This window comes from Lentilactobacillus sp. SPB1-3 (genome assembly GCF_026913205.2).
Classification (GTDB): Bacteria; Bacillota; Bacilli; order Lactobacillales; family Lactobacillaceae; genus Lentilactobacillus; species Lentilactobacillus terminaliae.
On the sequence record NZ_CP168151.1, the window covers coordinates 594861 to 619706 of the forward strand.

Here is a 24846-nt window from a genome sequence, read left to right on the forward strand (position 1 = left end):
ACATTCTGAGGTGAATATATGTTTAAAAAAGTATTAGTTGCCAATCGTGGCGAAATTGCTGTGCAAATTATCAGAGCTCTTCATGATATGAATATTATTGCTGTTGCGGTTTATTCTAGTGCTGATCAAGATAGTCTATTCGTGTCATTGGCTGATGAAGCCATTAAAATTGGTGGACCGCAACCCAGTGACTCATATTTGAATATGGCAGAAATTATCAGTGCTGCCAATTTAACTGGATGCGAAGCAATTCATCCAGGTTACGGTTTTCTATCTGAAAATGCTGAATTTGCGGCTTTATGCGCAGAGTGTCATATTAAATTTATTGGACCTAACGAAGACATCATTCAATTAATGGGTGATAAATCCAACGCCAGATTGGCAATGAAAAAAGCTGGGGTGCCGGTTATTCCTGGTAGTGATGGTGTAGTTAGTGACGTGAAGGATGCTAAGCAAATTGCAGATGAAATTGGATATCCAATTTTATTAAAGTCAGCCGCAGGCGGTGGGGGAAAAGGTATCCGGCGAGTTGATCGATCTGCTGATTTGGAATCAGCCTTCTTATCTACTCAGCAAGAAGCACGCATTTCTTATAACGATGATGATATCTATGTGGAAAAATTATTAACTCATACTAAACATATTGAAATGCAGGTAATTGCCGATAATTTTGGCAATATTGTGTATTTGCCAGAGCGAGATTGTTCATTACAAAGAAATCATCAAAAAGTAATTGAAGAGAGTCCCTGTTCAGAAATTAGTCCGAATGAAAGACAGTATTTGGGTGACATCGTTACAAAAGCCACCAGAAGTTTACATTATACAAATACTGGGACATTCGAATTTTTAATGGATCGGGAACATAACTTTTACTTTATGGAAATGAACACGCGATTGCAGGTAGAGCACACAATCAGTGAAGAGGTCACGGGAATTGAATTAATCAAAGCCATGATTCTAGTGGCTGCTGGAGAGGAATTGCCTTTTGGCCAAGATAAAGCGGTTCTTAAGGGATACGCTATCGAATGTCGATTGAATGCGGAAGATCCTTATCAAGGATTTGTTCCCCAACCTGGGAAAATAACTCATCTGTATCTTCCTGATGGATCATTGGGGGTCAGGTTTGATTCAGGTATTGTTCAGGGCAGTTTTATTTCGCCATTTTATGATTCAATGATTGCTAAGGTCATCGTTCATTTAGACGACCGCCAAACGGCTGTTAACAAAATGAATCGAATTTTAACGGAGTTAGAAATCGGTGGAGTTATGACAAATCAAGATTTTCTGAAAGTTATTCTTCATAGCGATGGATTTATTAGTGGTGAATTCGATACTAGTTATCTTGAAGAGGAGATTCTTAAGCCACAGGAGGTTACTAATGGAAACGGGGAAATTTAAAACTCCTAGTAATGATATCTTAAGAAAAAGAATGAGCGATATTCCGGACAATCTCATCAAGGAATGCCCAATTTGTCATGAAGTTTTTTTTGCAAAACAAGTTGGTGCACTGAACGTTTGCCCTAAATGTGGTTATGGTTTTAGGATTACCGCTAAGAAGAGAGTCGAAATTACTTTCGATGATTTTGAAGAAATTGGTGCTGATATAGTGGCTCCCAGTCGATACCAAAATGCTAAATATTTGGCAAAACTTGAAAAAGCTAAAGAAGTTACCGGTATTAACGAGAGTGTTCTGACAGGAATGGCCAGGATCCAAGATACTTCATTTGCTGCTGGAATTATGGATCCCTTTTTTATCATGGGTAGTCTGGGTTCGATGACCGGCGAGAAAATATCGCGACTATTTAGATTAGCAACCAATAAGTCATTACCAGTGGTTATGTTCACTTCTTCTGGGGGAGCAAGAATGCAAGAAGGCATCATGTCCTTAATGCAAATGGCCAAGGTTTCTGCGGCGATTAGTGAACATGCCCAAGCCGGATTGTTTTATGTAGTAGTGTTATGTGATCCAACCACTGGGGGAGTCACAGCTAGTTTTGCTATGGATGGGGATATTATTCTAGCTGAACCACATGCCCTTGTCGGATTTGCCGGAAGGCGGGTTATTGAACAAACTATTCGTCAAAAACCACCGGTTGATTTTCAACAGGCCGAGACTGTTTTACAACACGGCTTTATAGATGCCATTGTTGAACGAAAAAATATGAAACAGACGTTGCATCAATTGATTAAATTGCATGAAGCTTAGGAGATTAGCGATGAAAAATTCAGCTTATGAGAAAGTTTCTGCTGCTCGAAGTCAAAATAAAATTTTGACGACTACATTAGTTAATCAACTGTTAACTAATTTTTTTGAAATTCACGGGGATCGAAGATATGCGGATGATCATGCTGTAATTGCTGGAGTCGGTTATTTGGACAAATTACCAATCACAGTGGTTGGAATATCCAAGGGAGACGATACTGAAAGTAATATTGATCGTCATTTCGGTAGTCCAACTCCGGCCGGTTATCACAAGGCGTTGAGAGCCATGGAGCAAGCAGAAAAATTTAATCGGCCAATTTTAGCTTTGGTAAATACTCCTGGTGCGTATCCTGATGTTGAATCAGAATATCATGGTCAGGGTTCAGCCGTAGCTCAATGTATAATTCGAGGATTACAACTTAAAGTTCCTTACATCAGTATCATTCTTGGGGAAGGTGGTAGTGGCGGAGCACTTGCGCTTTGCTGCGGGGATGAGGTTTACATGCTGGAAAACAGTATCTACTCAGTACTATCACCAGAAGGATATGCTAGCATCATGTGGAAAGATTCAAAAAAGGTTGCTGAAGCGGCTGAAGAATTAGGATTAACACCTGAGGCCTTGCTTAAAGAACACGTAATTGAAGGTATATTACCAGAGGTAGAGTCAAAGACAGATGTGAATAATCTGAAGCAGTTTCTAAACGACCGTTTTAAAATGCTTCAAGATTTAAGCGTTACTGAACTACTTGAGCAACGCAATATGCGGTATGAAAAGTTTTAAGAAATTCGGAGGAGAAACAATGGATGGGATTTTGACTGGCAAAACGATTGTCATCATGGGAGTGGCTAACAAACGAAGTATTGCTTGGGGATGTACCAACGCACTGATTGAACAAGGCGCTAGAGTTATTTTGACATATCAAAACGACCGCATTAAAGAAAGCCTGCAAAGGTTTGTTCCAGAAGACATAGATATGGTTGAATGTGATGTTGCTGAAGACAGTAATATTGAGTTAGCTTTTCAAAAAATTGGTGATAAATATGGCAAGATCGATGGTGTCATTCATGCAATCGCATTTGCCGATAAAGATACACTAACTAATGGGGTGCTCAATACCGAAAAAGAAGGCTATGATTTAGCCCAAAACATTAGCGCCTATTCATTAATTGCAGTAACTCGCTATGCTAAACCATATCTTAATAATCCAGCTAGTATCATTACTCTGACATATTTTGGCTCAATCCGGGCCATTCCAAATTACAATATGATGGGAATCGCTAAGGCCTCACTAGAGTCCAGTGTCCGTTACTTAGCTCAAGAATTAGGTGGTGATGGCATTCGAGTTAATGCGATTTCAGCTGGTGCCGTTAAAACATTAGCTGTCACTGGGATCAAAGGTCACAGCGAATTGCTTAAAATGTCTAAAGGATTTACAGTCGATAATATTAGTGTCACAATTGAAGAAATTGGTAATGTTGCCGCATTTCTGATGAGTGATCTGTCAACGGGGATGACAGGTGACACATTGTTCGTTGATAAAGGTGTTCATTTAATGTAAGTGATACGAAATTGTTATTTTATATTTATGCTATTATTTATATTAGGAAAGCCGTCCGAAATTCCGGACGGCTTTTATTTTGTGAATTTTAATATAAATTACTAATATGGGTAAATAATATGAAAACAAATCAACTGAACGATAAATTAATCAACAAATTGGCAGAGAAAAATTCAGATAGTAAGCAAATGCCGATTATCAGAATTTTTGACGAATTAGATTCCACTAGTGAGTACTTAAAACGACTTATAGCCCAGGCGCCACAGATCAAACCAATGATTGTTTTGGCTGCAAAGCAAACTAGTGGTCATGGTAAAAGAGGCCGGCCTTTTTATTCACCAGCTGGGACAGGTATCTATATGAGCATTTTGATTCCACAAGTTCAAATTGACCCTGAACTCTCTGGAAGAATAACCATTGGTGCTGCTATGGCTGTCATCGAAGCTATCAAGAATAATTTTTCCAATATTAAATTGACTGCCAAATGGGTGAATGACATCTTGTTTCAAGGTCGGAAAATCGGCGGAATCTTAGCTGAAATGATCACTGATGTTAATGAGCAAAAAAATTTAGTTTTAGGAATTGGAATCAACCTGAATACCCAAGACTTCCCCAACGATTTAAAGGGCCAGGCGGGCTCTCTGACTAACGAAGTAGAATCAGGTGTAAGAGAAGCAATTATCTCAGAAATTTACTCAAACTTTATCAAGCAGCTCGGCCAAATAGGTTCTGAGGTAACAATCGATCAGTATCGGCAAGTATCTGACACGATTGGCAGAATGGTTGAAGTTCAAACTGGTAATATGATTATTCGCGGACTTGCTAAAGATATTGATAATCTCGGCAACTTAGTGGTTGAATTGAATGACGGTCAATTAAGGCATATCGTCAGTGGGGATGTATTAAAGGTGAACGCGACTAATTAAAATGCGCATCGTTAATTCAATTTTAGACGTTAAAGATAAAATATGTCTGGAATTATTTGACTAAGCTATGGGTAACTATGATAAAATGAGTGATCTTGTTAGTTTTAACAAAATATATTCAATTAGCCCGACAGCATATCAGGATTATAGCAATTTTATTGATTCGTCGGTGCTGTCTTTAATAAACAATAGTTATTTATTAATCAATTGAAATTTAGTAAAAGTCATTAAAGTTAAAAGAAAAATATGAGGTTAGTTTAAATGATTACAATTTCAGAAATGGGATTACAGATTTCCGGTAAAAAGTTGTACGAGAATGTTAATTTAAAGTTCACTCAAGGAAACTGTTATGGAGTAATTGGTGCCAATGGTGCCGGTAAATCCACGTTCTTAAAGTTACTTGATGGACGACTTTCACCTAGTACTGGTGAAGTGCATGTTGATAAAAATGAGCGAATTTCTAGTTTGAGTCAGGACCATTATGGCTTTGAAGACCAGACTGTAATGCAAACAGTTATTCAAGGATACCAACATCTTTCTGACGTGATGGAAGCCAAGGATGCTCTGTATGCAAAAGAAGATTTTACTGAAGAAGATGGTATTAAAGCCGCTGATTTAGAAGCTGAGTTTGCAGAAATGGATGGGTGGAATGCTGAACCTGATGCTTCTCAACTACTCCAATCGTTGGAAATTCCTGAGGAAATGCATCAACAGTTAATGAGTGACCTAACTGAAGGTCAAAAAGTTAAAGTATTGTTAGCTAGAGCTCTTTTTGGTAATCCAGATATTTTGCTTTTGGACGAACCTACTAACGGACTTGATGTGTATACTATCAATTGGTTGGAAAATTTCTTAGCTGATTATTCAAAAATCGTGATTATTGTTTCCCATGATAGACATTTCTTGAATCAAACTTGTACGATGATGTGTGATGTCGATTACGGTGAGATCAATATGTTCGTGGGTAACTATGATTTCTGGTTACAATCTAGTGAATTAGCTGCCAAGATGCGTGCAGATTCAAATGCCAAAAAGGCAGAAAAAGTCCAAGAATTACAAGAATTTATTGCCAGATTTAGTGCGAATGCTTCTAAATCTAAACAAGCTACTTCTCGTAAAAAGCAATTGGAAAAGATTACGTTGGACGATATTAAGCCATCTTCTAGAAAGTACCCATTCATTAAATTCGAGCCAGATCGTCCATTAGGAAATGATCTTGTTCAAGTTGATAAAATTTCTAAGACGATTGATGGTGTTAAAGTACTGGACAACGTTTCATTTACTTTAAGACCAGGCGACAAAACTGCCTTTGTCAGTCGAAATGATTTGATTACTACGACATTGATGCAAATCTTGGCCGGTAAAATGGCACCTGATTCTGGAGAAGTTATCTGGGGACAAACAGTTAAATTGTCAGCTATTAACAGGGACTTTACTAGTGAGTTCAATAATAACAATTTGCGAATCATTGATTGGTTAAGACAGTATGCACCTAAAGGGAGTGACGATGACGCCTTCCTACGTCAATTCTTGGGAAGAATGCTCTTCTCAGGTGATGATGTCGACAAGCAGGTCCAAGTTCTCTCAGGGGGCGAAAAAGTCCGTTGTATGCTATCTAAGATGATGTTGGAAAAGGGTAATACTTTATTACTTGATGACCCAACTAACCATTTGGATCTGGAATCAATCACATCTTTGAACGAGGGATTAGTTAGTTTCCCTGAAGCTATTCTTTTCACTTCTCATGATCATGAATTTATCCAAACCATCGCTAACCGAATTATTGAAATTTCTAATACCGGTATCATCGATAAGGCGGATACGACTTATGATGATTTTCTTAATCATCCTGATGTTCAAAGTAAATTAGCAGATCTTTACGATTAATAATTTTAGGCCAGTCTAATCACATTAGACTGGCCTTTTTTGAACGAAGAATTAACGGTTTGCAGTATTATATATGTGGGAGGTGAAAGCATTGAATAAGAATCGGATGGAAGCATTGACCGATGGAATTATCGCAATCGCGGCGACAATCATGGTTCTGGAAATTCATGCACCAGATAGTTTTACGTTTGAATCTCTTCGTGATCAAGTTCCTGCAATGATTGCTTATTTGATTAGTTTTTTATTGGTTATGCTATCTTGGTATAGTTATCATTTGATGTTTTTACATGTTAAGCGAGTTGATTTGCGGGTATATTTAGCTAATACTATTTGGCTATTAGTTTTAACGGGGATTCCTTTTGCCACATCTTGGGTCGGTAGATTTTCAAATAATTGGCAACCAGAATTGACTTATTTACTCATTACCGCGTTATGGGCAATTATGTACACTGTAACTTCACATGCCCTAGAAAGGGCCAACCCAGAGCTTAAAAAGTCTGTTAATCAAGAATCGGTTATGGGGATTATTTTTAGGTACACAATGTTGGTGGGATCATTGATTCTTCTACCATTTTGGCCACCAATTGGTCTATTTTCAACGTTAGTTTTAATGATTATCAGTTTGATGTTTAACTTTAGGGATGAAAAACGCGCCCACAAAAATCATTCGATTTAATAATTATTTGAGTTGTCTTATCTGAATTATTATTAGACGGATTTATCCATAAATTATCAATTAAGTAGGGTATGATATATGGGTAGATAATTTAGATGAGGCGGTGTCTTAATTGAATAAAAGTCGGATGGAAGCTTTAACTGACGGGATCGTCGCAATAGCGGCAACTATCATGGTTTTGGAAATTCATGCACCAGATAATTTTACTTTCGATTCTCTTCGCGCTCAGGTACCTGCAGCGATCGCATATTTAATTAGTTTTTTGCTAGTGATGCTTTCCTGGTATAACTATCATATGATGTTTGCTAGAGCTAAACGTGTCGATTTAAGGGTATATCTAGCTAATACATTTTGGTTGCTTGTGTTGACTGGAATTCCGTTTGCAACATCCTGGGTCGGTGAATATCCAACTCATTGGCAAACTGAGTTGACGTATATGATAATCACTGCTTTGTGGACGATAATGTATTCGGTAACTGAATTCTGTCTGGTATTAAGTAATCCAGATTTGGATGAAAAAATAAATCAAGAATCAGTTGTGACAGTCATTATTAGATATTCAATTCTATTGATGGCAATAATTGTTTTGCCGTTTTGGCCACCAATTTGTTTAACTAGTACTTTTGTACTAATGATAATTAGTGTCCGACGTAATTTTAAGGATGAAAAGCAGCAATCATAATGTTTATAGTAGTCTTTGACACACAAAAACGCCTTGGAGTTTTAACTCTAAGGCGTTTTTTATAATTTAATTACAAGTAACTAGACAACTAAGCTTAATAGCATAACCATTGCAATACCAACAACGGAAATTACAGATTCAAGCACAGTCCAAGTTTGTAATGTTTGCTTAACTGATAAATCGAAATATTCTCTGAACATCCAGAAACCAGCATCGTTAACATGTGATGCGGCTAATGAACCGGCACCAATAGCAAGTACCATCAAGGCAGGGTTAACACCTGATTGAGTCATTAGAGGAGCAACGATTCCGGCAGCTGTTAATGAAGCAACAGTAGCAGAACCTAAAGCAATTCTAAGAACAACAGCGACTAACCAACCAAGAATTAATGGAGACATTGATGAGTTAATGAAGAGTTTAGCAACTTCCTTACCAACACCACCATCAATTAGAACTTGCTTGAAGGCACCACCACCACCAATAACTAATAATAGCATAGCGATTGATTTAACGGCATTTTCAAGTGATTCCATGATTTGTGGAGTGGTACGTTTACGATTCCAACCCATACTCCACATTGCAAAGAATAGTGAGATTAACATTGCGATACTTGGTGAACCAATGAATTCAATAATTGAATCAATAGTTGATGGGTTCTTTGGTGCTTGACCACCATGAACAGTCATTGTGTAAATAGTAGTAATTGCTAACAAGATAACTGGGAATAAAGCAGTTAATACTGAGATTCCAAATGAAGGAGCTTCTTCAGGTGTGTATTGCTTAATTTCACCGATTGATGAAAGGTTACCCTTACGTTCGAAAGCAGCAGGTGCGTATCTACGTGCAACCTTTGAGAATAGTGGACCAGCAATGTAAGCTGCCACGATAGCGATAATGAAACCATAAAGTAATACGTGACCATCATTTGCACCTAACACTTGTGCAATAGCAACTGGTGCTGGGTGAGGTGGTAAGAATCCGTGGGTAACTGAAAGGGCAGCGGCCATTGGAATTCCAAGGAATAGAATTGGCACACCAGCTTCAGTAGCGATAGCGAATACGATTGGAACTAACAGAACCATACCAACTTCGAAGAAGAGGGCAATTCCGAGAATAAATGAGGCAATCATAATTGCTAATTGAAGACGTTGCTTACCAAATCGTTGAATCATAGTTTCAGCGATAATATAAGCACCACCAGAGTCAGAAACTAGCCTCCCCAGCATCGCTCCGAAACCAAAGACCATTGAGAGTTCACCCAATTGGCTTCCGATACCAGTTGATATTGAGTCTGCGATGTTGCCTAAAGGCATACCTAGCATAATAGCGGTAACTACAGCTGTTAGAACTAATGAAACGAATGTATTGATCTTGAATCTAATAATTAATACCAATAAGAATATAATTCCTATAGCTAATGCAATTAATTTCATATTCATTCCCCTTTATAAATATTTGGTACCTTATTTTTTAAAAATTGGACCCTATGCTTTACTTTCGCTGCTATTTTCGTCGGGATTTACATGGCGACGTTGATAATCAGCGATGTTTTTATATTCTGGTTGAAGTGAACGACTTAACCGAATATAAATTGGAACTAACTCACGATATGCATTGAAGTTTTCTGGTTCTGGATGATGTACATTGGTTGTTCCCACGAACCTAGCAACATCTGATAAGTTATCGATCAAACCAAGACTGTACATACCAAGAGTGGCAGCACCAAGAGCGGTACTTTCGAAACTTTCTGGAATGGCAACATCTTGTTCAAAGATGTCAGCTAACATTTGACGCCATAACTCAGAACGGGCAAATCCACCACTAGCTTGGATACTAGTTGGTTTACCAACAACTTCTTCAAGTGCCAACATAACCGTGTAAAGGTTGTAAACAATACCTTCAAGAGCGGCTCTAATCATGTGAGCACGAGTGTGAGTTCTAGTTAGACCAAAGAATGATCCACGAGCGTTAGCATCCCAGATTGGGGCACGTTCGCCACCAAGGAATGGGAAGAACAATAGTCCGTCTGAACCGGCTGGAATCTTAGCAGCGATGTCAGTAAGCAAGTCATATGGATCGATTTGCATTTGTTCAGCGGTTACTTTTTCTGGGGCACATAGTTGATCACGAACCCAACGGAAGACAACACCACCGTTGTTTACGGGACCACCAACGACCCACATATCCTTAGCTAAGTAGTAACAGAATACTCGAGCTTTAGGATCAGTTCTTGGCTTGTCAGTAATAACACGTACAGCACCAGAAGTACCGATTGTTACAGCAACAACGCCTGGCTTAATAGCGTTAACACCTAAGTTAGCTAATGGGCCATCAGAAGCACCAATAATGAATGGTACGTCAGTTGAGATTCCTAATACCTTAGCGTATTCTTCACGAATACCCTTTAGTTGATAAGTAGTATCAACTAATTCAGGTAATTGGTCAGCGGTGATTCCAGCAACTGATAATGCTTCTTCATCCCAGTCCATGTTGTAAATATTAAAGAGGCCAGTTGCGTTAGCAATTGAATAATCTTCCTTTAATACTCCGAATAATTTGTAAATGATATATTCTTTAATTCCTACAAAGCAGTGAGCTTTCTTAAATAATTCTGGTTTGTCGTTACGTAACCAAATAATTTTAGAAAGTGGTGTCATTGGATGAATAGGAGTACCAGTGTGTTGGTAAATTTCCATCCCTTTATCGCTGTGCTTTAATTCATCGGCATACTTAACAGCCCGGTTATCGCCCCATGTAATGGCACGAGTAAGTGGCTTGTGGTCAGCATCCAATAAAATCAAACTGTGCATGGCACAAGAGAATGACACACCTTTGAGCTCGTCGTCGCCCAAGTTGGCTTTTCTAAGAACTGCAGAAATTCCGTCTGTCATTGCAGAGAAAATTTCATCTGGATCTTCTTCAGCCATATCGGGAATGTCTTGGTACAAAGTGTAGCCATTGTTTGAATAACCGTGAACTTTTCCATCAGTATCGAAAAGCACGATCTTTACACTGGTCGTTCCAATGTCTACTCCCAAAGTGTAATCCATAAAAATAACTTCCTTTCTCAAAGTCAAAAAAAGAGCGGTACCATATCGAAATTGAATAGCTTAAATGATAGAATATAAATTGTATCAATAAATTAAGACTCTTTTCTTATACAGATACCGCTTTCAAATTAAAATTTAGCATTTTGAAAACCAGAGAACAACTAAAAAGTTCTATTAGTTTTTATTTTATTGCTATACTAGATTATATGGAAAAAAATTTCACAAAGCAACCTTTTTGTTGTAAAATATTTACAAAGATCATGAAAACATTAAGGGGTGAAGTTTGTGAGTACACCAGTTCAGTTATTAAAACAGTATTTTGACGACTTAAGTAGAACTAACAAAAAAATTGCTAGGTATGTGATTGAGCATCCGCAAGATGCATCAGAAGCCAATATTGAGGAGCTGGCTGAGAAGACGAACACGTCGACGGCCTCGGTATCTAGACTTGTAAAAACGTTGGGATACAACAATTTTAGAGAATTCACGCTGGCGCTGGCTTACACACAACTTCGGCCACAGAACTTACCGATATTTAAGGACATTGATGCTAATGATACTTTAAGTGTGATTGCAGATAAGACTTTTAACAGTTCCCAAAGAGCTTTACAAGATACCCGCGCAGGAATTGAAGAAAGCGATTTTGCTAGAAGCGTCCTTAGAATTATTAATTGTCGCCAGTTAGGATTCTTTGGACTAGGTGGTTCAGCTGTGGCGGCCTTAGATGGTTATCACAAATTTTTAAGAACTTCGATCGACTGTTTCTACCATCCAGACTTTGACGTCCAATTAATGCAGGCTGTTAAGCTAGGCCCGGTCGATTGTGCGATTGTTGTATCACACTCAGGTAAAAACCGCCAAACATTGAAAATATTAGAAACGTTAAAAAATAATGGAACTACTGTAATTGGTATTACCAGTTATCGAGACTCGCCATTAGCACTTCATAGCGATATTACTTTTATTTCTTCAAGTGACGAAGCTAATTATCGTTCTGAGGGGATGTACTCTTTAATTGCTCAAATGACGATTATTGACACGCTATTCATGATGTCGACTGTTAGAATGGGGCCAGATACTGAAGAAGCAATATTGAAAGTTCAAGGAATCATTGAGAGTACTCGTAACTGAATTTGACTCAACAGGGTGATGTTAACAAATGAAAAGACAAGACGTTCAGCCAATATATAAACGAGCTCGTAACCGTGGGCTTTTTTTTGGATGGGGCCTTGTTTTTTTTATTGCCTTGATTCTGATTGGCGGCGGTTATGGCATTTATCGTTATCATCGCAACCAGATTTTGAAAGAATATCCTATTAAAGGTGTTTCTATCAGCCAGGCGAATGGTTACATTGATTTTGAACAGTTGAAAACTGACGGTTATAAATTCGTGTATATTCGCGCATCACAAGGCTCGGTCTATACGGATGACAGCTTTGACAACAATTTCCAACGAAGTCAGGGTTCTCAATTACCAATTGGTGTTTATCATGTTTTTTCATTTAGTAGTTCACCAAACTCTCAATTTACCAACTTTACTCGGCAAGTTGGTTATGATACTGGAAGTTTGCCAATTGCAATTTCTGTGCAACCATACTCTAAATACAACGAAGACACCCTTGATTATCCGCGGGTGTCTAAAGAGTTGAAACTATTAATTTCTAAATTGAAAAATTATTATAAGCGACCAGTCATAATTTGGACCAAACGTTCAATGGTCTCACAGTTGAAATTGCGAATTAACAGTCGCCAACAGTCGTGGTTAAGCGATGGTAGATTAGGACATCCTAACTCTGATGCGACATTCATTTCCGCTGATCAAAACGCTGCCGTAGAAACGGATAACCAAACAGTCTTCCTGAATGAATCTGTCTTTAATGGAACAGTTCAAGAATGGCATAATTACTTAAACAAGAATCTGAGTCAATAAGCGATTGATAGGTCATAGGACGAGTTAGTAGACTCATCATAGAATGCCACTGGCTGACCATCATTAGTTTTAATTTCGATTTTATAACCGAAGTTATCCACGAAAATTAACGTATTTTGAAAAACAGTTTGGACTCGAACTGACAGTGGGTGCCGATCGATTTTAAAATTATCGGTTGAATTGATCTCCAGAATATGAGTATTAGACTGGTTATCTGTATATTGATATTTACCTAAAGAAACCGGTAATTGGTTTGAGTTTTGATTGTCATTTTGATGGGTCATCTTGTTATGTGACCAGAGATTATTTAATAATTTTAATTTCACACAAATACCTCTCAATGCATTAATTAAATAGTAGTTAGTTCTATGATTATCTTAATTTGTTGTATTGTAACGAAATAAAGTGACAGTCTGACTAACGAATAATGTCAATCGTGTAAAAACATTGTTACAATTATAGATAAAGGGAGGATGATTCGAATGATTAAACTTGGAATTATTGGTACTAATTGGATTACACAGCAATTTGTTGGAGCAATTAAGTCCTTAAAAGAGTATGATTTAACAGCTGTGTATTCTCGTAGAGTGGAAACTGCTGAAGAATTTGCCAGCGAAAATGGTGCACGTGATACTTTTACTGATTTAAATGAATTTTTCAATAGTGATGTTTTTGATACTGTTTATATTGCATCACCTAACAGTTTGCATTTTGAACAAGCTAAGCAGGCAGTGGAAAGCGGCAAAAATGTCATTGTTGAAAAACCAGCTTTTAGTAATCAACAACAGATGGCCGAATTTCAAGAAATTTTGTCCGCTCATCCTGAGGTTAAGTTTTTTGAAGCTGCTAGAAACATTCACACCGCTAATTTTCATGCGATTGAAAAACAAATCAATCAAATGGAAGAGATTACTGGAGCAGAATTCACTTATTCCAAGTACTCTTCTAGATATGACAAAGTATTAGCTGGTGAAGAACCTAATGTCTTCTCATTGAAATATGCTGGTGGAGCACTTCAAGATTTAGGTGTTTACACAGTTTATGATGCTGTGACACTCTTCGGCTTACCAGATGAAGTGGCATATTTCCCTACGTTAGTTAACACTGGAGTCGATGGTAAAGGTACTGCAGTGTTGAAGTATGCTGATTTTACCGTTGTTTTGAACTTTTCTAAAATGTCTAATTCAGAAATGACTTCTGAAGTTTCTGGACTAAAGGACTTTATTGAAATTGATGACGCTGGTGAACTAACTGAGATTAGTTATCATGACACTGAAGGTAAACGAACCGTTATCGGTAACACTAATTTAGATAACCCAATGATTGAGGAAGCAGTTGATTTTGCTAAAGTCCTTTTGGCACCAGATGACGCCGAAAATCAAAAGCTTTATCGCTATTGGAATCAATTAAGTATTAATGTAAACAAAGTACTATATAATTTGCGTCAAGATGCACATATCGTTTTTGTTAATGAATAGTGGATACTAAGAGCAACATAGGAGAAATTTATTGTTAGTTGAATTTGAACAGCTTAAGAAACATTTGGGATTCACGGAAGTTACTGCTATCCAACGAGAAGTTTATCAACCATTGTTGGCAGGCAAGAGTGTTATCGGAATCTCACCAACTGGTTCTGGTAAAACTGTCGCTTTTATAGAACCACTACTTGAAAGAATCGAAGGTGTGGACGGCGAGTTAAGCCTGCTGATTTTAGAACCGTCTGCTGAATTGGCAATGCAAGTTTTTAGAGTGGTTTCAGACTGGTCTAAAGAAATTGGCTTAACTGCCATGTCAGCGATTGGTGGGGCAAACATTAGTCGTCAAATCGATAAATTAAAAGAACACCCTGAGATTATTGTCGGTACGGTAGGACGAATCTCAGAGTTAATTGATAAAGGTAAGCTAAATCTTCACGAACTAGATTCTGTCGTGATTGATGAAGCTGATAATTTATTAAGCGAAGAAACGCTTGATCCAATCAGAGATATGGTCGATATGGCACCAGACGATGTGACTTTAGGATTGTTTTCCGCTACACGAAATGACGTCATTGATCACATTAACCGGTGGTTTAATCAAGATATTGAGTTAATTGATGTGACCGACATCGATGATAGCAAGGGCAAAATGACTCACGGATTTTTGATGGTTTCAAACATTAAAAAGCCGTTGATGCTGGCAAGATTACTGGCAATTCATGATTTTAAAGCGTTGGTATTCTTTGATAAAGTTACCACCTTACAGAAAACGTTCAGTAATCTAACTCATAGAAACATTCGAGAGATTGGGCGACTAACCAGTGAACAAACTAAGTTAGCCAGAAAAAATGCACTCCGAGATTTTCGTAAGGGTAAGACACGCCTCTTGATGGTGACAGATGTTGCCGCACGAGGAATCGATATCGACAATTTACCGGCAGTGATCAATTATGAATTGCCTAGGGATGATAAAACATATACTCATCGGTCTGGAAGAACAGCCAGAATGCATCGAGATGGGTTAGTGTTGAGCCTAGGTGATGATCATGATTTCAGAGACTTTAAGAAGTTGTTAGGATCTGACATTGAGCTAACTCAACTATATTTTGATGAAAATAAGTTGGTTGATAAAAGACCTGCCACTAAAAAGACTGATTCGCAACCAAGTAAGGCTGTGAAACAGGAAAGTGGTACACACACAACTGAAAAAAATGTCGAAACTGGTAAATCAGTGACCCGAACAGTTGCTCAAACAGTTAATAGTCCGCTTAAGAGTCCCAAGAAGAAAAAGAACAAACATTCCAAACGTAAAGGAATGCGGCATCAGCGAAAAACCAATAATTAATCTTTACAACCCCTAGTAAAAATGAGAAAATTAAGGGGTTGTTTTGGCCTCATAGCACAACTGGATAGGGCACCCGCCTCCTAAGCGGTTGATCCCGGTTCGAGTCCGGGTGAGGTCACTTATAGATAAAAACCCGTAATAGCATGTTAATTATTGCTATTGCGGGTTTTTATTTTGAAATTTGACGGGTGCCATTATTGAGTCGACAAAATATTTTGAACAAAGAAAACCTTGAATGTTGATTAAGAACAATTAGGATAAACTGTGTTTTGATACGATACTGGTTGTATTGGGTAAATCAATCGTAAAAATGCTTCCTGAATGCAGCTTACTTGTGACCGATAGTCGACCTCCTAGTTGATTAGTTAAATCCTGGGCAATATACAATCCTAATCCATGACCACCTGTCTGCATATTTCTTGACTGTTCAACTCTGTATAGTCGGTTGAATATCTTTGACTGTTCGTCTTGCGGTATTCCAATGCCATGATCACTGATTTTAATTTTGATTCGATTGTCACTTAGTTCACTGCTGATAGTGAGTGATGTACCAGCGTCTGAATATTTTAGAGCGTTGTTAATTAGATTGAAGAGGATTCTCGACAATTTGCCAATGTCTGTATTGATTGAGTTAGCTTTGGGATCGATATTGATGTCAACGTCTCGATGCTCCCGGTCGATTTGAACTTGAAAGGCTGACAAAATTTTAATCAGTAATTTGTCTAGAGATATTTGCTCATTTTTAATTTCGTAATGTTGCTCTTCAAACTTACTAGACCGAATGTAATCTAACTCTTCTACTAACTGGTTCAATCTGGTTGTCTGGTTATCAATTGTTTCAAAATATTTTTGGTATTGATCTGGGGTTATTACACCATCTAAGATAGCCTCAATCGTGGCTTTAATTGATGAAATAGGGGTTTTGATATCATGAGAAAGTTGAGCGATCATCATATCTTTTTCCTGTTCACTGTCTTTTAATTTAGAAAATGTTTGGTCTAAACTAATAGTCATTTGGTTAAAATCATTCGCTAAATCACGAAATTCTTGTGGACTATTCACACCTTTAATTTGAGTAAACTTATTTTCAGCAATATTTTGACTAAGGACTTTAAATTTGTCTAATGACTTAAACGGTTTGTGAAGTAACAAAAGTGCAACTATGATTCCGATTAGACTAGCAACGGTGGTGATGATAATTATCCAAGTGGCGCTCTGATTATCGAGCACCATCTTATTGACGGCCCAAACGACTGCTGAGATTGTGGTAATTACTGAGATCACGTAACTTAGAATTACTAAATATCTTAATTTCATGTTTCTTGCCCCTCCAGTTTGTAGCCTACACTCCAAACAGTTTTTAAAATGGGGGTATTATCCGTTCCGTTTTTAGACAATTCATTTCTAATATTATGGATGTGTACGTTTAAAGTATTAGCGTCGTCAACAAAATCTTCTTGCCAGACCATGTCATATAACTCAGATTTTGAGTAAACTCGCTCCGGATTTTGTGCTAAAATCCACAAAATTTCAAATTCTTTGGCAGTTAATGTGAGGTGCTTACCAGCAATTTTTACATCTCTAGTCTGGTGGTTAATGGTTAAGTCACCGACTATGATGTCCTCATCAATTGAGTTGTGTTGACTTCCGTTAACCCGCTTTAAAATATTAGTAATCCTGAGAACTAACTCTCTTGGACTAAATGGCTTACTGATGAAGTCATCAGCACCTAAAGTAAGCGAATAAATTTTATCCTGGTCAGATGTCTTAGCTGTAAAAAACAAAAATGGTTGATCTGGATTTTTATCAATAATTTCGTTGATCATATCGTAACCATCCATTTCTGGCATCATTATGTCAGTGGCAATTAAGTCAGCGGAATGATTTTTCAGCCACTCTAACGCCTCAATTCCGTTGGCAGAGATGTGGACCACATAACCAGCTCGTTCAAGGTACTTACCATTGATATCTGTAATTGATGGTTCGTCATCAACTAGTAAAATAGTTTTGCTCATTAATTTTACCTCCAAAAAAGCGAAGCTATACTTATGTTTTAAGTATAGCCTCGCTTTCTCTAAAATACATAAAATTTTTAGCTTAAGTCACTTGGAGTTCTCAATGAGTTAGCATTGGCAGCACTTGATGATGCAGTAGCAGCATTAGCAAGTGTGAATACTAAGTTTGCTTGATAAGTACCACTCGTAATGTTTCTTGCTTTGGCTACCAGCAACTTAACATCACTTTTACCTAATTTGACCATTGATTCACCTTTTGCACCAGGTTTAGCAGTTAACAGAGTCTTGGCCTTGCCAGTACTTGAGTATAATTTTGCCTTTGAACCAATAGCACCCTTGGCATTAGTGGTGTTGATGGTTAAACGAGCTTTCGAAAGGTTTTTACCTTGCGCATTCTTTAGAGGGGAAAGAGATGCAAATAGGCGATAGCCACTGTTACTGTCTGATCGTTTAGCGTTCACCTTGATTGCTCCAATTGAGTTTCCATCAAATGCAGTCTTACCAGCACTTATTCCGTTGTTAACTGAGTAACCCATTAGTCCAACAGATTGTGCATTTTTAGAAAGTTTTGCTTTGCTTAGTCCACTGAAGCTTAGATTAGGAACAGCATCTAGTCGAGGGCCAACTGCAGGTTGTTTCTGGTTGCTGGTATTTGTTTTAATAGTCTTAATTGTAAAGACTTTGCCTTTTTTACTATCTGAAACTTTAACTTGAATAGTTGAAATTGCTGCAGCGGCACTTTTACCGTTTCGTGGTCCTAAATACTTTGTACCACCTGAATAGTAGCCAGAGCCTGAAATTCCATCAGCAATGTTGAATCCCTTGTTTGCTGTATAGGTTACAGAACCCATGGGATCTAAATCATTATGGGCAATCCCGGTGTAAGTTGGGAATGAAGGTGCAGCCTTGACAATCTGACTATTACCAGTGATTGCTAAACCAACCAACCCTGAAAATGATACTGCGCTAATAGTTAATAGTTTTTTCATGTTCTTCATAATAAATTCCTCCTAAAATGTAATTGCTTTCTTAACTACGCTAAGAGAATAACACCCGAAGTTTAACTAATTATTTTCTAATTCTTAACTATCTCTTAAATGATACTTAGAATTTTTTGAGGCTTACTTTAATGCTAATAAATCTCACCACATACTAAAAGCAGTCAATAGCGAGCAACAACATAATTGATTATCGATCTCCTGTAATTATCTGTTAAATTTGAAGCCAAAAATTTGATGTTTGTTATGACATACTCTTCATGAAATGGTTCGGGTAGGGGCAGGAAAATTTAATATGAAAAAATACCTTTTCAAAATTTCTTGTTAGTATCTAAATCGATTAATAATAAAAAAATCCTGTGATAACACTAAATTGTGTTGTCACAGGATTTTTTATTTAACATTATTTGTTAGTTACATTTATTAATTCGTGATGATTCCTAAACCAGCTTTAGTAACATCAGAACTGATTGATTGTCTGACCAGAATGTCCCAATCATCAGACTTAGTCGTTAATAAATTGGTTAAGTATACTTCTCGGTGACCTTTATCAGTCACGGTTAAATGATGTTGATCAACAAATTTGTTTAAGGTATCCCACACAGTAGAGTCGGCGGTTAGGGGACCATGATTATTTGATTGAACCTCATAGCCTTCTTCTTGTCTAGTGAAATGAATATTGTCTAGAATTTCTTGTGGATATTTATCTTTGACCATTTCTTTGGCAACTGGAAGTAATTCTGGAATCGTAAAGTTAGGTTGCTTGACCATTAGCATATAGCTACCATCAGTTCGCCAATAACTGTTTAGCGGGTAGGGTTGATAATCTCTAAACCAGTCAAGGGCTTTGCTGGTAGAAGCGGCTTGTTTGATACCATCAGCTAGATCATACATTGCTGCAACAGTATCTTTAAAAGTAGCATCGTTTAAGTCAAATTTACCTTGGCCTTCAAAAGTTAAGTAATTTCTTTCATTAAGATGCACGATCGATGGAGCAGTAGCATTAGAGTACTCTGCAGTTTCATCGATTCGGTAATCAAATTTATCCATGATAATTCCCCCTTAAGCGTTCGGACGGCGTTCAATGATGCCCATTCCAACTAACAATAGGCCCATGGTTGTGGGCCCAACAAATTCAAAACCACGTTTTTTCATATCCTTAGCGACTACAGCCCCGATGGTATCTCGATCACCTTCTTCAGATTTATCTGGTTTAAATGACCAGAAGTAGTCAGCCAGATTGTTAAATTCTGGTTCCAATTGAACCGCAGCTTTGGCGTTCTGTAGGACTGACCGAATCTTGCGGCCATTTTGAATCATATTTGAGTTACTTTCGATGGCCTCTAAATCGGGCTCGTCAAACATGGCAATTTTATGATAATCGAAATTTGCAAATACTTGCTTGAATACTGGAATTTTTGACGCGGCAACTTTCCAGCTCATCCCGGCCTGAAATACTGCGATGGTTAAGAATTCAAAAGCAGTGTCAGCGTCATAAACTTTAGTACCAAATAACTGATGATATTGTTGCACGCCACTAATTTGATCCATGCAATCATCCCCCTTACACATAGGACAATACCACTTTTATTGAAAAGTGGGGTGAAATTTAATCACCGAATAGTGTTAACTAATTTTGATTGTGCCAGATTTGGCCATGGCAGTGATAGCAAAGGAAGCATTCGTTTCAGCATCCACTGTTTGACCCATCGCTGCTCCCTGAGCTCGAAGATCATATGTTGCTTGACGATTCTTTAGCTTAACTGTCCCAGATTCTGCAGACAATTTGAAATCAAAATTCTGTAACATAGGTAATTGAGAATCAATTGTTCCTGATTGAGTAGTTAGTTTAATGTCATCGGTAACATCTTGCCAGCTAGTTTTTATTGATCCTGAATGGGTAGCAAAGGCTCCTGAACCGGAAATAAAATGAGCCTTAATGACACCACTGTTAACCTTCACATTGAAGATAGCCTGTGAATTATCAATATTCACTGTCCCAGAATTACCATTCACGTTGATTTTATTAGCCTGAACTTGACTAGCAGTTAGCTGACCAGAGCTTATTTGAATATTTGAAATATTTGCTTTTACTTGATTGAGTTTGACGATTCCTGAATTTAACGAGATGCTGAGTTCGCCTGATACATTAATAGCATTAACTTGGATACTACTCGAATCGCCATCTATGACAGTTGTTCCAGTGAAGCTGTCTGGAATTTCCACATATAATTTAGACTTTGGATGGCGTAAAGGTGTTAAATACTTTAGCCAACTTGGCTTAGGGATGCTGATACTAACTTTATCTGGTGTTTCAATCGTTTTCATCTTTAACGAATTGTCCGTAGGGGAAATTTTCTGATGAATGTGGATTTCTTCGTCTACGCTTTGACTTAAGAATATTTCTCCAAAGCCAGCATTGATTTCCAAAAGTTCAGGTAAATCATTGGTTTGTTCGTCCATACTTTCTGCTAACTCTGTGACTGAGTCATTCGTTTGCGAAATCAAAGCGATGGCAGGGGACAAATCTCCCATTTGATCAGCAGCTAAATTTACCGCTTGTTCCTCACTAAGTTCGGAATCGTTAGCTAACTTTTTTGAAGCAGATTCTGTTAAATCAGCTTTAACTTCTTCATAGAAATCCAATAATTCACCGGAATGAGGCTTGTCATTAAAGAATCGTTGTAACTGTTGTTCTATTAGTTTTTCATTTATCATTTTTAAGTTCTCCTGTAACTAATTGATTAATAATTTCTCTGGAAAATGCCCATTGATCTTGAAAGTCTTTTAGTTCAGCTTTACCAGCATCAGTTATTTGATAATATTTTCGGCGGCCACCCTGTGACTCATCGCCATAGTGGCTTGTTACCAAACCTTTTTTTGATAGTCGACGAAATACCGTGTATAGAGTGGCTTCGTTGATTTCATATTTTTGATTTGATAGATGAGCGATTTGCTGAGTCATTTTATATCCATATGAGTCTTCTTGAGATAATATATTTAGAACAATGCCGTCCGTCACTCCACGAATCAACTCTTTTGAGATGTTTTGATTTTTTTCCATAGCTCCTCCTGAATATTACTTTGTCATACACAGTATTGTATTACGGATTACTATGTGTGTCAAAGTAATAATCGAGTAAACAAAAAAGCCTTCAATTACACCTAAGTAATTGAAGGCTTTTAACTGTCTACATCAACACCCGGGCAGCAACTGCAAGCAAAACAATTAAGAGAATTGAGATGCCCAGCAATTGATAGCCTAAACGTTGTGTTGCGTGGCCATCTGGAAACACTTGTTTTTTCTGACGAATATCCGTTCGTTTCATATTAAGATTCGGGTCCCTTCTTTTTGAACACTGCCCATTTTGACCAGAAATAATTGACGATAACGACAACTACGTTAGCAATGATCTTAACGGTAATTTCATGCCATTTCAATCCAGAAATTCCTACGATCAGAATAGCTTGTTCAATGAAATAAGATGCGATTCTGCCAATGAAAAACGATGCCATCTCTTTTAAGACAGCTGAGCGTGAATCTGCATAGGAATGAAATACGTAAATCCGATTAGAAATATAAGCGAATAGGGCGCTGATCACCCAAGCAATTGAGTTGTTAATCAAGTAATTCCAATCAGTTAACCAATGGATCAAAGCGAAAATTAAAATGTTAACTATAGTCGTCATCACGCCCCAGAACAAGTAAGAGATGACTTCTTTTTGCTGTTCATAAATTGATAATAGCTTTTTCATAATTAACGACTCTCTTGAATAATGAACTTAGGACGATGCTTAGTTTCTAAGTAAATTTTACTGATGTACTTACCAACGATTCCTAAACAGAACAACTGAACTCCGCTTAAGAACAGGATTATTGAGACGATTGATGCCCAACCATTGACTGAGCCGCCGAAGAAAATAGCACGAATAACTACGAAGATAACCCCGATTATTGACAGGAAGCAAATCAATCCACCGACAAATGTTGCTAGCTTCAAAGGAACATCTGAGAAATCCACTAAAGCTTCCAATGAATAATCAAATAGTTGAGATAATGACCATGAAGTAGTACCGGCAGCTCTGGGAACTCCTTCGTACTCTAAATACTTAGTTTTGAATCCGACCCATGAAAATAATCCCTTTGAGAAACGGTTATATTCTGGCATCTCTAATACTGCATCAACGTATTTACGAGTCATTAAACGGTAATCTCTGACGTTGGCTTTAATTGGCACCTTTGACATTTTGTTAATAACTTTATAAAAAGAAGAGGATAGGAATGCTCGAACTGGATTTTGATGTCTGGATTTTTGGATACAACCAACTACGTCGTACTCTGTATCTGGTTGTTCTAAAATATCGACCATTTGAAGCAATAACTCAGGAGGATCTTGAAGATCCACGTCCATTACTGCCACGAAATCGCCATGGGCATTTGATAATCCAGCTGCGAATGCTGATTCCTTACCGAAGTTTCTTGAAAATGAAATGTAGTGAACTTCGTCTGGATGTTCATTATGTAAGTCACGCATAACGTCTAAAGTTTTATCGACTGAACCATCATTGATGAAGATGTAGTCAGGTTTATATTGTTCGCTACGAGTTTGATTTAATTGTTCAAAGACCTTTTCAGTCGTGTCATAAAACAAGTTGACCGTTGGTTCCTCGTTATAACATGGAACGATCAAGCTAATTGTTTTCAATTTACAATCCTCCATTTGTGCTGCTACTTTTATTAATTAGCCGGCATTAAGTCAAGGCCTACAACATAGAATAAATGAGTTAGTTTTTTATATCAATTATTCTTTGAAGGATAATGACAATCTTAATAAATTCGTCTAATTATTTGTGATTGAAAAAAATTTTTTCACTGAAAATTATATCATATCTCTGCTAACCAGTTTCGCATGGTGTGTGCTGAAGAATCTTTTGTTATACTTAGCTTTAGAAAGGGAGTTACAACCGCATGAAAAAATTAAAAGTAATGACAATTTTTGGGACCAGACCCGAAGCAATTAAAATGGCACCAATTATTTTAGAAATGAATCAAAGACTTGACCAGTTTATCCCTGTGACGGTTATTTCTGCACAACATCGAGAGATGCTGGACCAAGTTTTAGAGGTTTTTAAAATAACTCCTGACTATGATTTAAATATTATGAAACAGAATCAAACTCTCAGTGATATTACTACCAAAATTATTGAGGAACTTGATCCAATTATCGAAAAAGAATTGCCTGATATTATTTTAGTTCATGGAGATACGACAACTACCTTTGCTGCTAGTATCAGTGCGTTTTATCATAAAGTAAAAATTGGCCACGTTGAAGCTGGATTGAGAACTTATGACAAATTTTCTCCTTATCCAGAAGAAATGAATCGTCAGTTGACCGACGTTTTAGCTGACCTTTACTTCGCACCAACAGATTTGAGTAAACAAAATTTACTTAAAGAAAATCATCCGGAAGATAATATCTTTGTGACGGGGAATACCGCAATTGATGCACTTAATCAAACTGTCAGCATGGATTATCATCACGATGTTTTGGATGAAGTATCTCCAGACTCTAGAATGATCTTGATGACGATGCATCGCCGAGAAAATCAAGGTGAGCCAATGAAGCGGGCGTTTAGAGCTATCAAGCAAGTCATTGATGCTAATCCAGATGTCGAAGTGGTTTATCCTGTTCATTTAAGCCCAGCAGTACAATCTGCTGCTAAAGAGATTTTTGGTGACGACAAGCGGATTCATTTGATCAGTCCATTAGACGTTCTTGATTTTCACAATTTAGCTGCCAAAGCATATTTCATTATGACTGATTCAGGTGGTATTCAAGAAGAGGCGCCATCACTAGGTAAGCCAGTGTTGGTACTAAGGGATACCACTGAACGACCAGAAGGAATTACTGCTGGTACATTGAGACTAGTCGGTACTAATCCTGCCCAAATCACTGACTGGATGAATAAATTATTAACTGACCAAGCTGCATATGATGAGATGGCTGATGCCAAGAATCCATACGGTGATGGTCACGCTTCAGAAAGAATCTTACAAGCGATTATCGATAAGATTAGTAATTAAGTTGGAGGAAAG

General features: G+C 37.6%; 26 protein-coding genes and 1 tRNA gene. 14 read left to right on the forward strand and 13 right to left on the reverse strand.

What is annotated here, in order from left to right; all coding sequences use genetic code 11:
• Positions 1-18: 18 nt before the first annotated feature.
• From O0236_RS02950 to O0236_RS02985, 8 genes are all read left to right on the forward strand, one after another.
• On the forward strand, positions 19-1398 hold the full coding sequence (locus O0236_RS02950; protein ID WP_268912676.1) for an acetyl/propionyl/methylcrotonyl-CoA carboxylase subunit alpha: 1380 nt from the start codon (positions 19-21) through the stop codon (positions 1396-1398).
• The gene (locus O0236_RS02955) at positions 1379-2206 is read left to right on the forward strand and encodes an acetyl-CoA carboxylase carboxyltransferase subunit beta (RefSeq protein ID WP_268912677.1); all 828 of its coding nucleotides are present in this window, start codon (positions 1379-1381) and stop codon (positions 2204-2206) included. Before O0236_RS02950 ends, O0236_RS02955 begins: the two co-directional genes overlap by 20 nt.
• 10 nt (positions 2207-2216) lie before the next feature.
• Positions 2217-2984 (forward strand): carboxyltransferase subunit alpha, encoded by a 768-nt coding sequence (accA, locus tag O0236_RS02960; RefSeq protein ID WP_268912678.1) that lies wholly within the window; start codon positions 2217-2219, stop codon positions 2982-2984.
• 19 nt (positions 2985-3003) lie between these two features.
• Entirely contained in the window at positions 3004-3762 is a 759-nt protein-coding gene (gene fabI / locus O0236_RS02965; protein WP_268912679.1) for an enoyl-ACP reductase FabI, read from the forward strand.
• A 119-nt stretch (positions 3763-3881) separates the two neighbouring features.
• Positions 3882-4688: a biotin--[acetyl-CoA-carboxylase] ligase gene (locus O0236_RS02970; RefSeq protein WP_268912680.1), complete on the forward strand. Its 807-nt coding sequence runs from the start codon at positions 3882-3884 to the stop codon at positions 4686-4688.
• Between the two features lie 261 nt (positions 4689-4949).
• On the forward strand, positions 4950-6575 hold the full coding sequence (locus O0236_RS02975) for an ABC-F family ATP-binding cassette domain-containing protein (RefSeq protein WP_268912681.1): 1626 nt from the start codon (positions 4950-4952) through the stop codon (positions 6573-6575).
• A 91-nt stretch (positions 6576-6666) separates the two neighbouring features.
• On the forward strand, positions 6667-7251 hold the full coding sequence (locus O0236_RS02980) for a TMEM175 family protein (protein ID WP_268912682.1): 585 nt from the start codon (positions 6667-6669) through the stop codon (positions 7249-7251).
• Between the two features lie 112 nt (positions 7252-7363).
• Positions 7364-7933 (forward strand): TMEM175 family protein, encoded by a 570-nt coding sequence (locus O0236_RS02985; protein ID WP_268912683.1) that lies wholly within the window; start codon positions 7364-7366, stop codon positions 7931-7933.
• An 80-nt stretch (positions 7934-8013) separates the two neighbouring features.
• Here O0236_RS02985 and O0236_RS02990 read toward each other — a convergent pair whose 3' ends face one another.
• Positions 8014-9366 carry a gluconate:H+ symporter gene (locus O0236_RS02990; RefSeq protein WP_268912684.1) on the reverse strand — a complete coding sequence of 451 codons (1353 nt, stop codon included), beginning with the start codon at positions 9364-9366 and terminating at the stop codon, positions 8014-8016.
• 51 nt (positions 9367-9417) lie between these two features.
• The gene (gene gntK, locus O0236_RS02995; protein WP_268912685.1) at positions 9418-10983 is read right to left on the reverse strand and encodes a gluconokinase; all 1566 of its coding nucleotides are present in this window, start codon (positions 10981-10983) and stop codon (positions 9418-9420) included.
• Positions 10984-11268: 285 nt separating this feature from the next.
• Between gntK and O0236_RS03000 the strand changes: the two genes are divergently transcribed.
• Positions 11269-12114 carry a MurR/RpiR family transcriptional regulator gene (locus O0236_RS03000; RefSeq protein ID WP_268912686.1) on the forward strand — a complete coding sequence of 282 codons (846 nt, stop codon included), beginning with the start codon at positions 11269-11271 and terminating at the stop codon, positions 12112-12114.
• A gap of 28 nt (positions 12115-12142) precedes the next feature.
• Positions 12143-12913 (forward strand): GH25 family lysozyme, encoded by a 771-nt coding sequence (locus tag O0236_RS03005; protein WP_268912687.1) that lies wholly within the window; start codon positions 12143-12145, stop codon positions 12911-12913.
• Here O0236_RS03005 and O0236_RS03010 read toward each other — a convergent pair.
• Complete coding sequence (locus O0236_RS03010) at positions 12907-13239, reverse strand: DUF4828 domain-containing protein (protein WP_268912688.1); 333 nt, start codon at positions 13237-13239, stop codon at positions 12907-12909. The two genes, O0236_RS03005 and O0236_RS03010, sit on opposite strands and share 7 nt — an antisense overlap.
• Before the next feature lie 156 nt (positions 13240-13395).
• Between O0236_RS03010 and O0236_RS03015 the strand changes: the two genes are divergently transcribed.
• From O0236_RS03015 to O0236_RS03025, 3 genes are all read left to right on the forward strand, one after another.
• Entirely contained in the window at positions 13396-14391 is a 996-nt protein-coding gene (locus O0236_RS03015) for a Gfo/Idh/MocA family protein (RefSeq protein ID WP_268912689.1), read from the forward strand.
• Positions 14392-14422: 31 nt separating this feature from the next.
• Positions 14423-15736 (forward strand): DEAD/DEAH box helicase, encoded by a 1314-nt coding sequence (locus O0236_RS03020; protein WP_268912690.1) that lies wholly within the window; start codon positions 14423-14425, stop codon positions 15734-15736.
• 45 nt (positions 15737-15781) lie between these two features.
• Positions 15782-15854, forward strand: a tRNA-Arg gene (locus tag O0236_RS03025).
• Positions 15855-15988: 134 nt separating this feature from the next.
• On the opposite strand, the gene O0236_RS03030 is transcribed toward O0236_RS03025, so the two are convergent.
• The 10 genes from O0236_RS03030 to O0236_RS03075 all read right to left on the reverse strand — a co-directional run bounded on the left by O0236_RS03030 (position 15989) and on the right by O0236_RS03075 (position 23455).
• Positions 15989-17053 carry a sensor histidine kinase gene (locus O0236_RS03030; RefSeq protein ID WP_268912691.1) on the reverse strand — a complete coding sequence of 355 codons (1065 nt, stop codon included), beginning with the start codon at positions 17051-17053 and terminating at the stop codon, positions 15989-15991.
• On the reverse strand, positions 17050-17751 hold the full coding sequence (locus O0236_RS03035; protein WP_268912692.1) for a response regulator transcription factor: 702 nt from the start codon (positions 17749-17751) through the stop codon (positions 17050-17052). Before O0236_RS03035 ends, O0236_RS03030 begins: the two co-directional genes overlap by 4 nt.
• Before the next feature lie 77 nt (positions 17752-17828).
• Positions 17829-18749 carry a WxL domain-containing protein gene (locus O0236_RS03040; RefSeq protein ID WP_268912693.1) on the reverse strand — a complete coding sequence of 307 codons (921 nt, stop codon included), beginning with the start codon at positions 18747-18749 and terminating at the stop codon, positions 17829-17831.
• A 423-nt stretch (positions 18750-19172) separates the two neighbouring features.
• Positions 19173-19799 (reverse strand): hypothetical protein, encoded by a 627-nt coding sequence (locus tag O0236_RS03045; protein ID WP_268912694.1) that lies wholly within the window; start codon positions 19797-19799, stop codon positions 19173-19175.
• 12 nt (positions 19800-19811) lie between these two features.
• Positions 19812-20300: a DNA-3-methyladenine glycosylase I gene (locus tag O0236_RS03050; protein ID WP_268912695.1), complete on the reverse strand. Its 489-nt coding sequence runs from the start codon at positions 20298-20300 to the stop codon at positions 19812-19814.
• Between the two features lie 75 nt (positions 20301-20375).
• The gene (locus tag O0236_RS03055) at positions 20376-21467 is read right to left on the reverse strand and encodes a DUF4097 family beta strand repeat-containing protein (RefSeq protein WP_268912696.1); all 1092 of its coding nucleotides are present in this window, start codon (positions 21465-21467) and stop codon (positions 20376-20378) included.
• The gene (locus O0236_RS03060) at positions 21457-21813 is read right to left on the reverse strand and encodes a PadR family transcriptional regulator (RefSeq protein ID WP_268912697.1); all 357 of its coding nucleotides are present in this window, start codon (positions 21811-21813) and stop codon (positions 21457-21459) included. Before O0236_RS03060 ends, O0236_RS03055 begins: the two co-directional genes overlap by 11 nt.
• A gap of 127 nt (positions 21814-21940) precedes the next feature.
• Positions 21941-22078: a hypothetical protein gene (locus tag O0236_RS03065; protein ID WP_268912698.1), complete on the reverse strand. Its 138-nt coding sequence runs from the start codon at positions 22076-22078 to the stop codon at positions 21941-21943.
• Between the two features lies 1 nt (position 22079).
• Positions 22080-22505 (reverse strand): GtrA family protein, encoded by a 426-nt coding sequence (locus tag O0236_RS03070; protein ID WP_268912699.1) that lies wholly within the window; start codon positions 22503-22505, stop codon positions 22080-22082.
• Between the two features lie 2 nt (positions 22506-22507).
• Positions 22508-23455 carry a glycosyltransferase family 2 protein gene (locus O0236_RS03075; protein WP_268912700.1) on the reverse strand — a complete coding sequence of 316 codons (948 nt, stop codon included), beginning with the start codon at positions 23453-23455 and terminating at the stop codon, positions 22508-22510.
• A 263-nt stretch (positions 23456-23718) separates the two neighbouring features.
• Here O0236_RS03075 and wecB point away from each other — a divergent pair, with 263 nt between their 5' ends.
• On the forward strand, positions 23719-24834 hold the full coding sequence (gene wecB / locus O0236_RS03080; RefSeq protein WP_268912701.1) for a non-hydrolyzing UDP-N-acetylglucosamine 2-epimerase: 1116 nt from the start codon (positions 23719-23721) through the stop codon (positions 24832-24834).
• Positions 24835-24846: the final 12 nt, after the last annotated feature.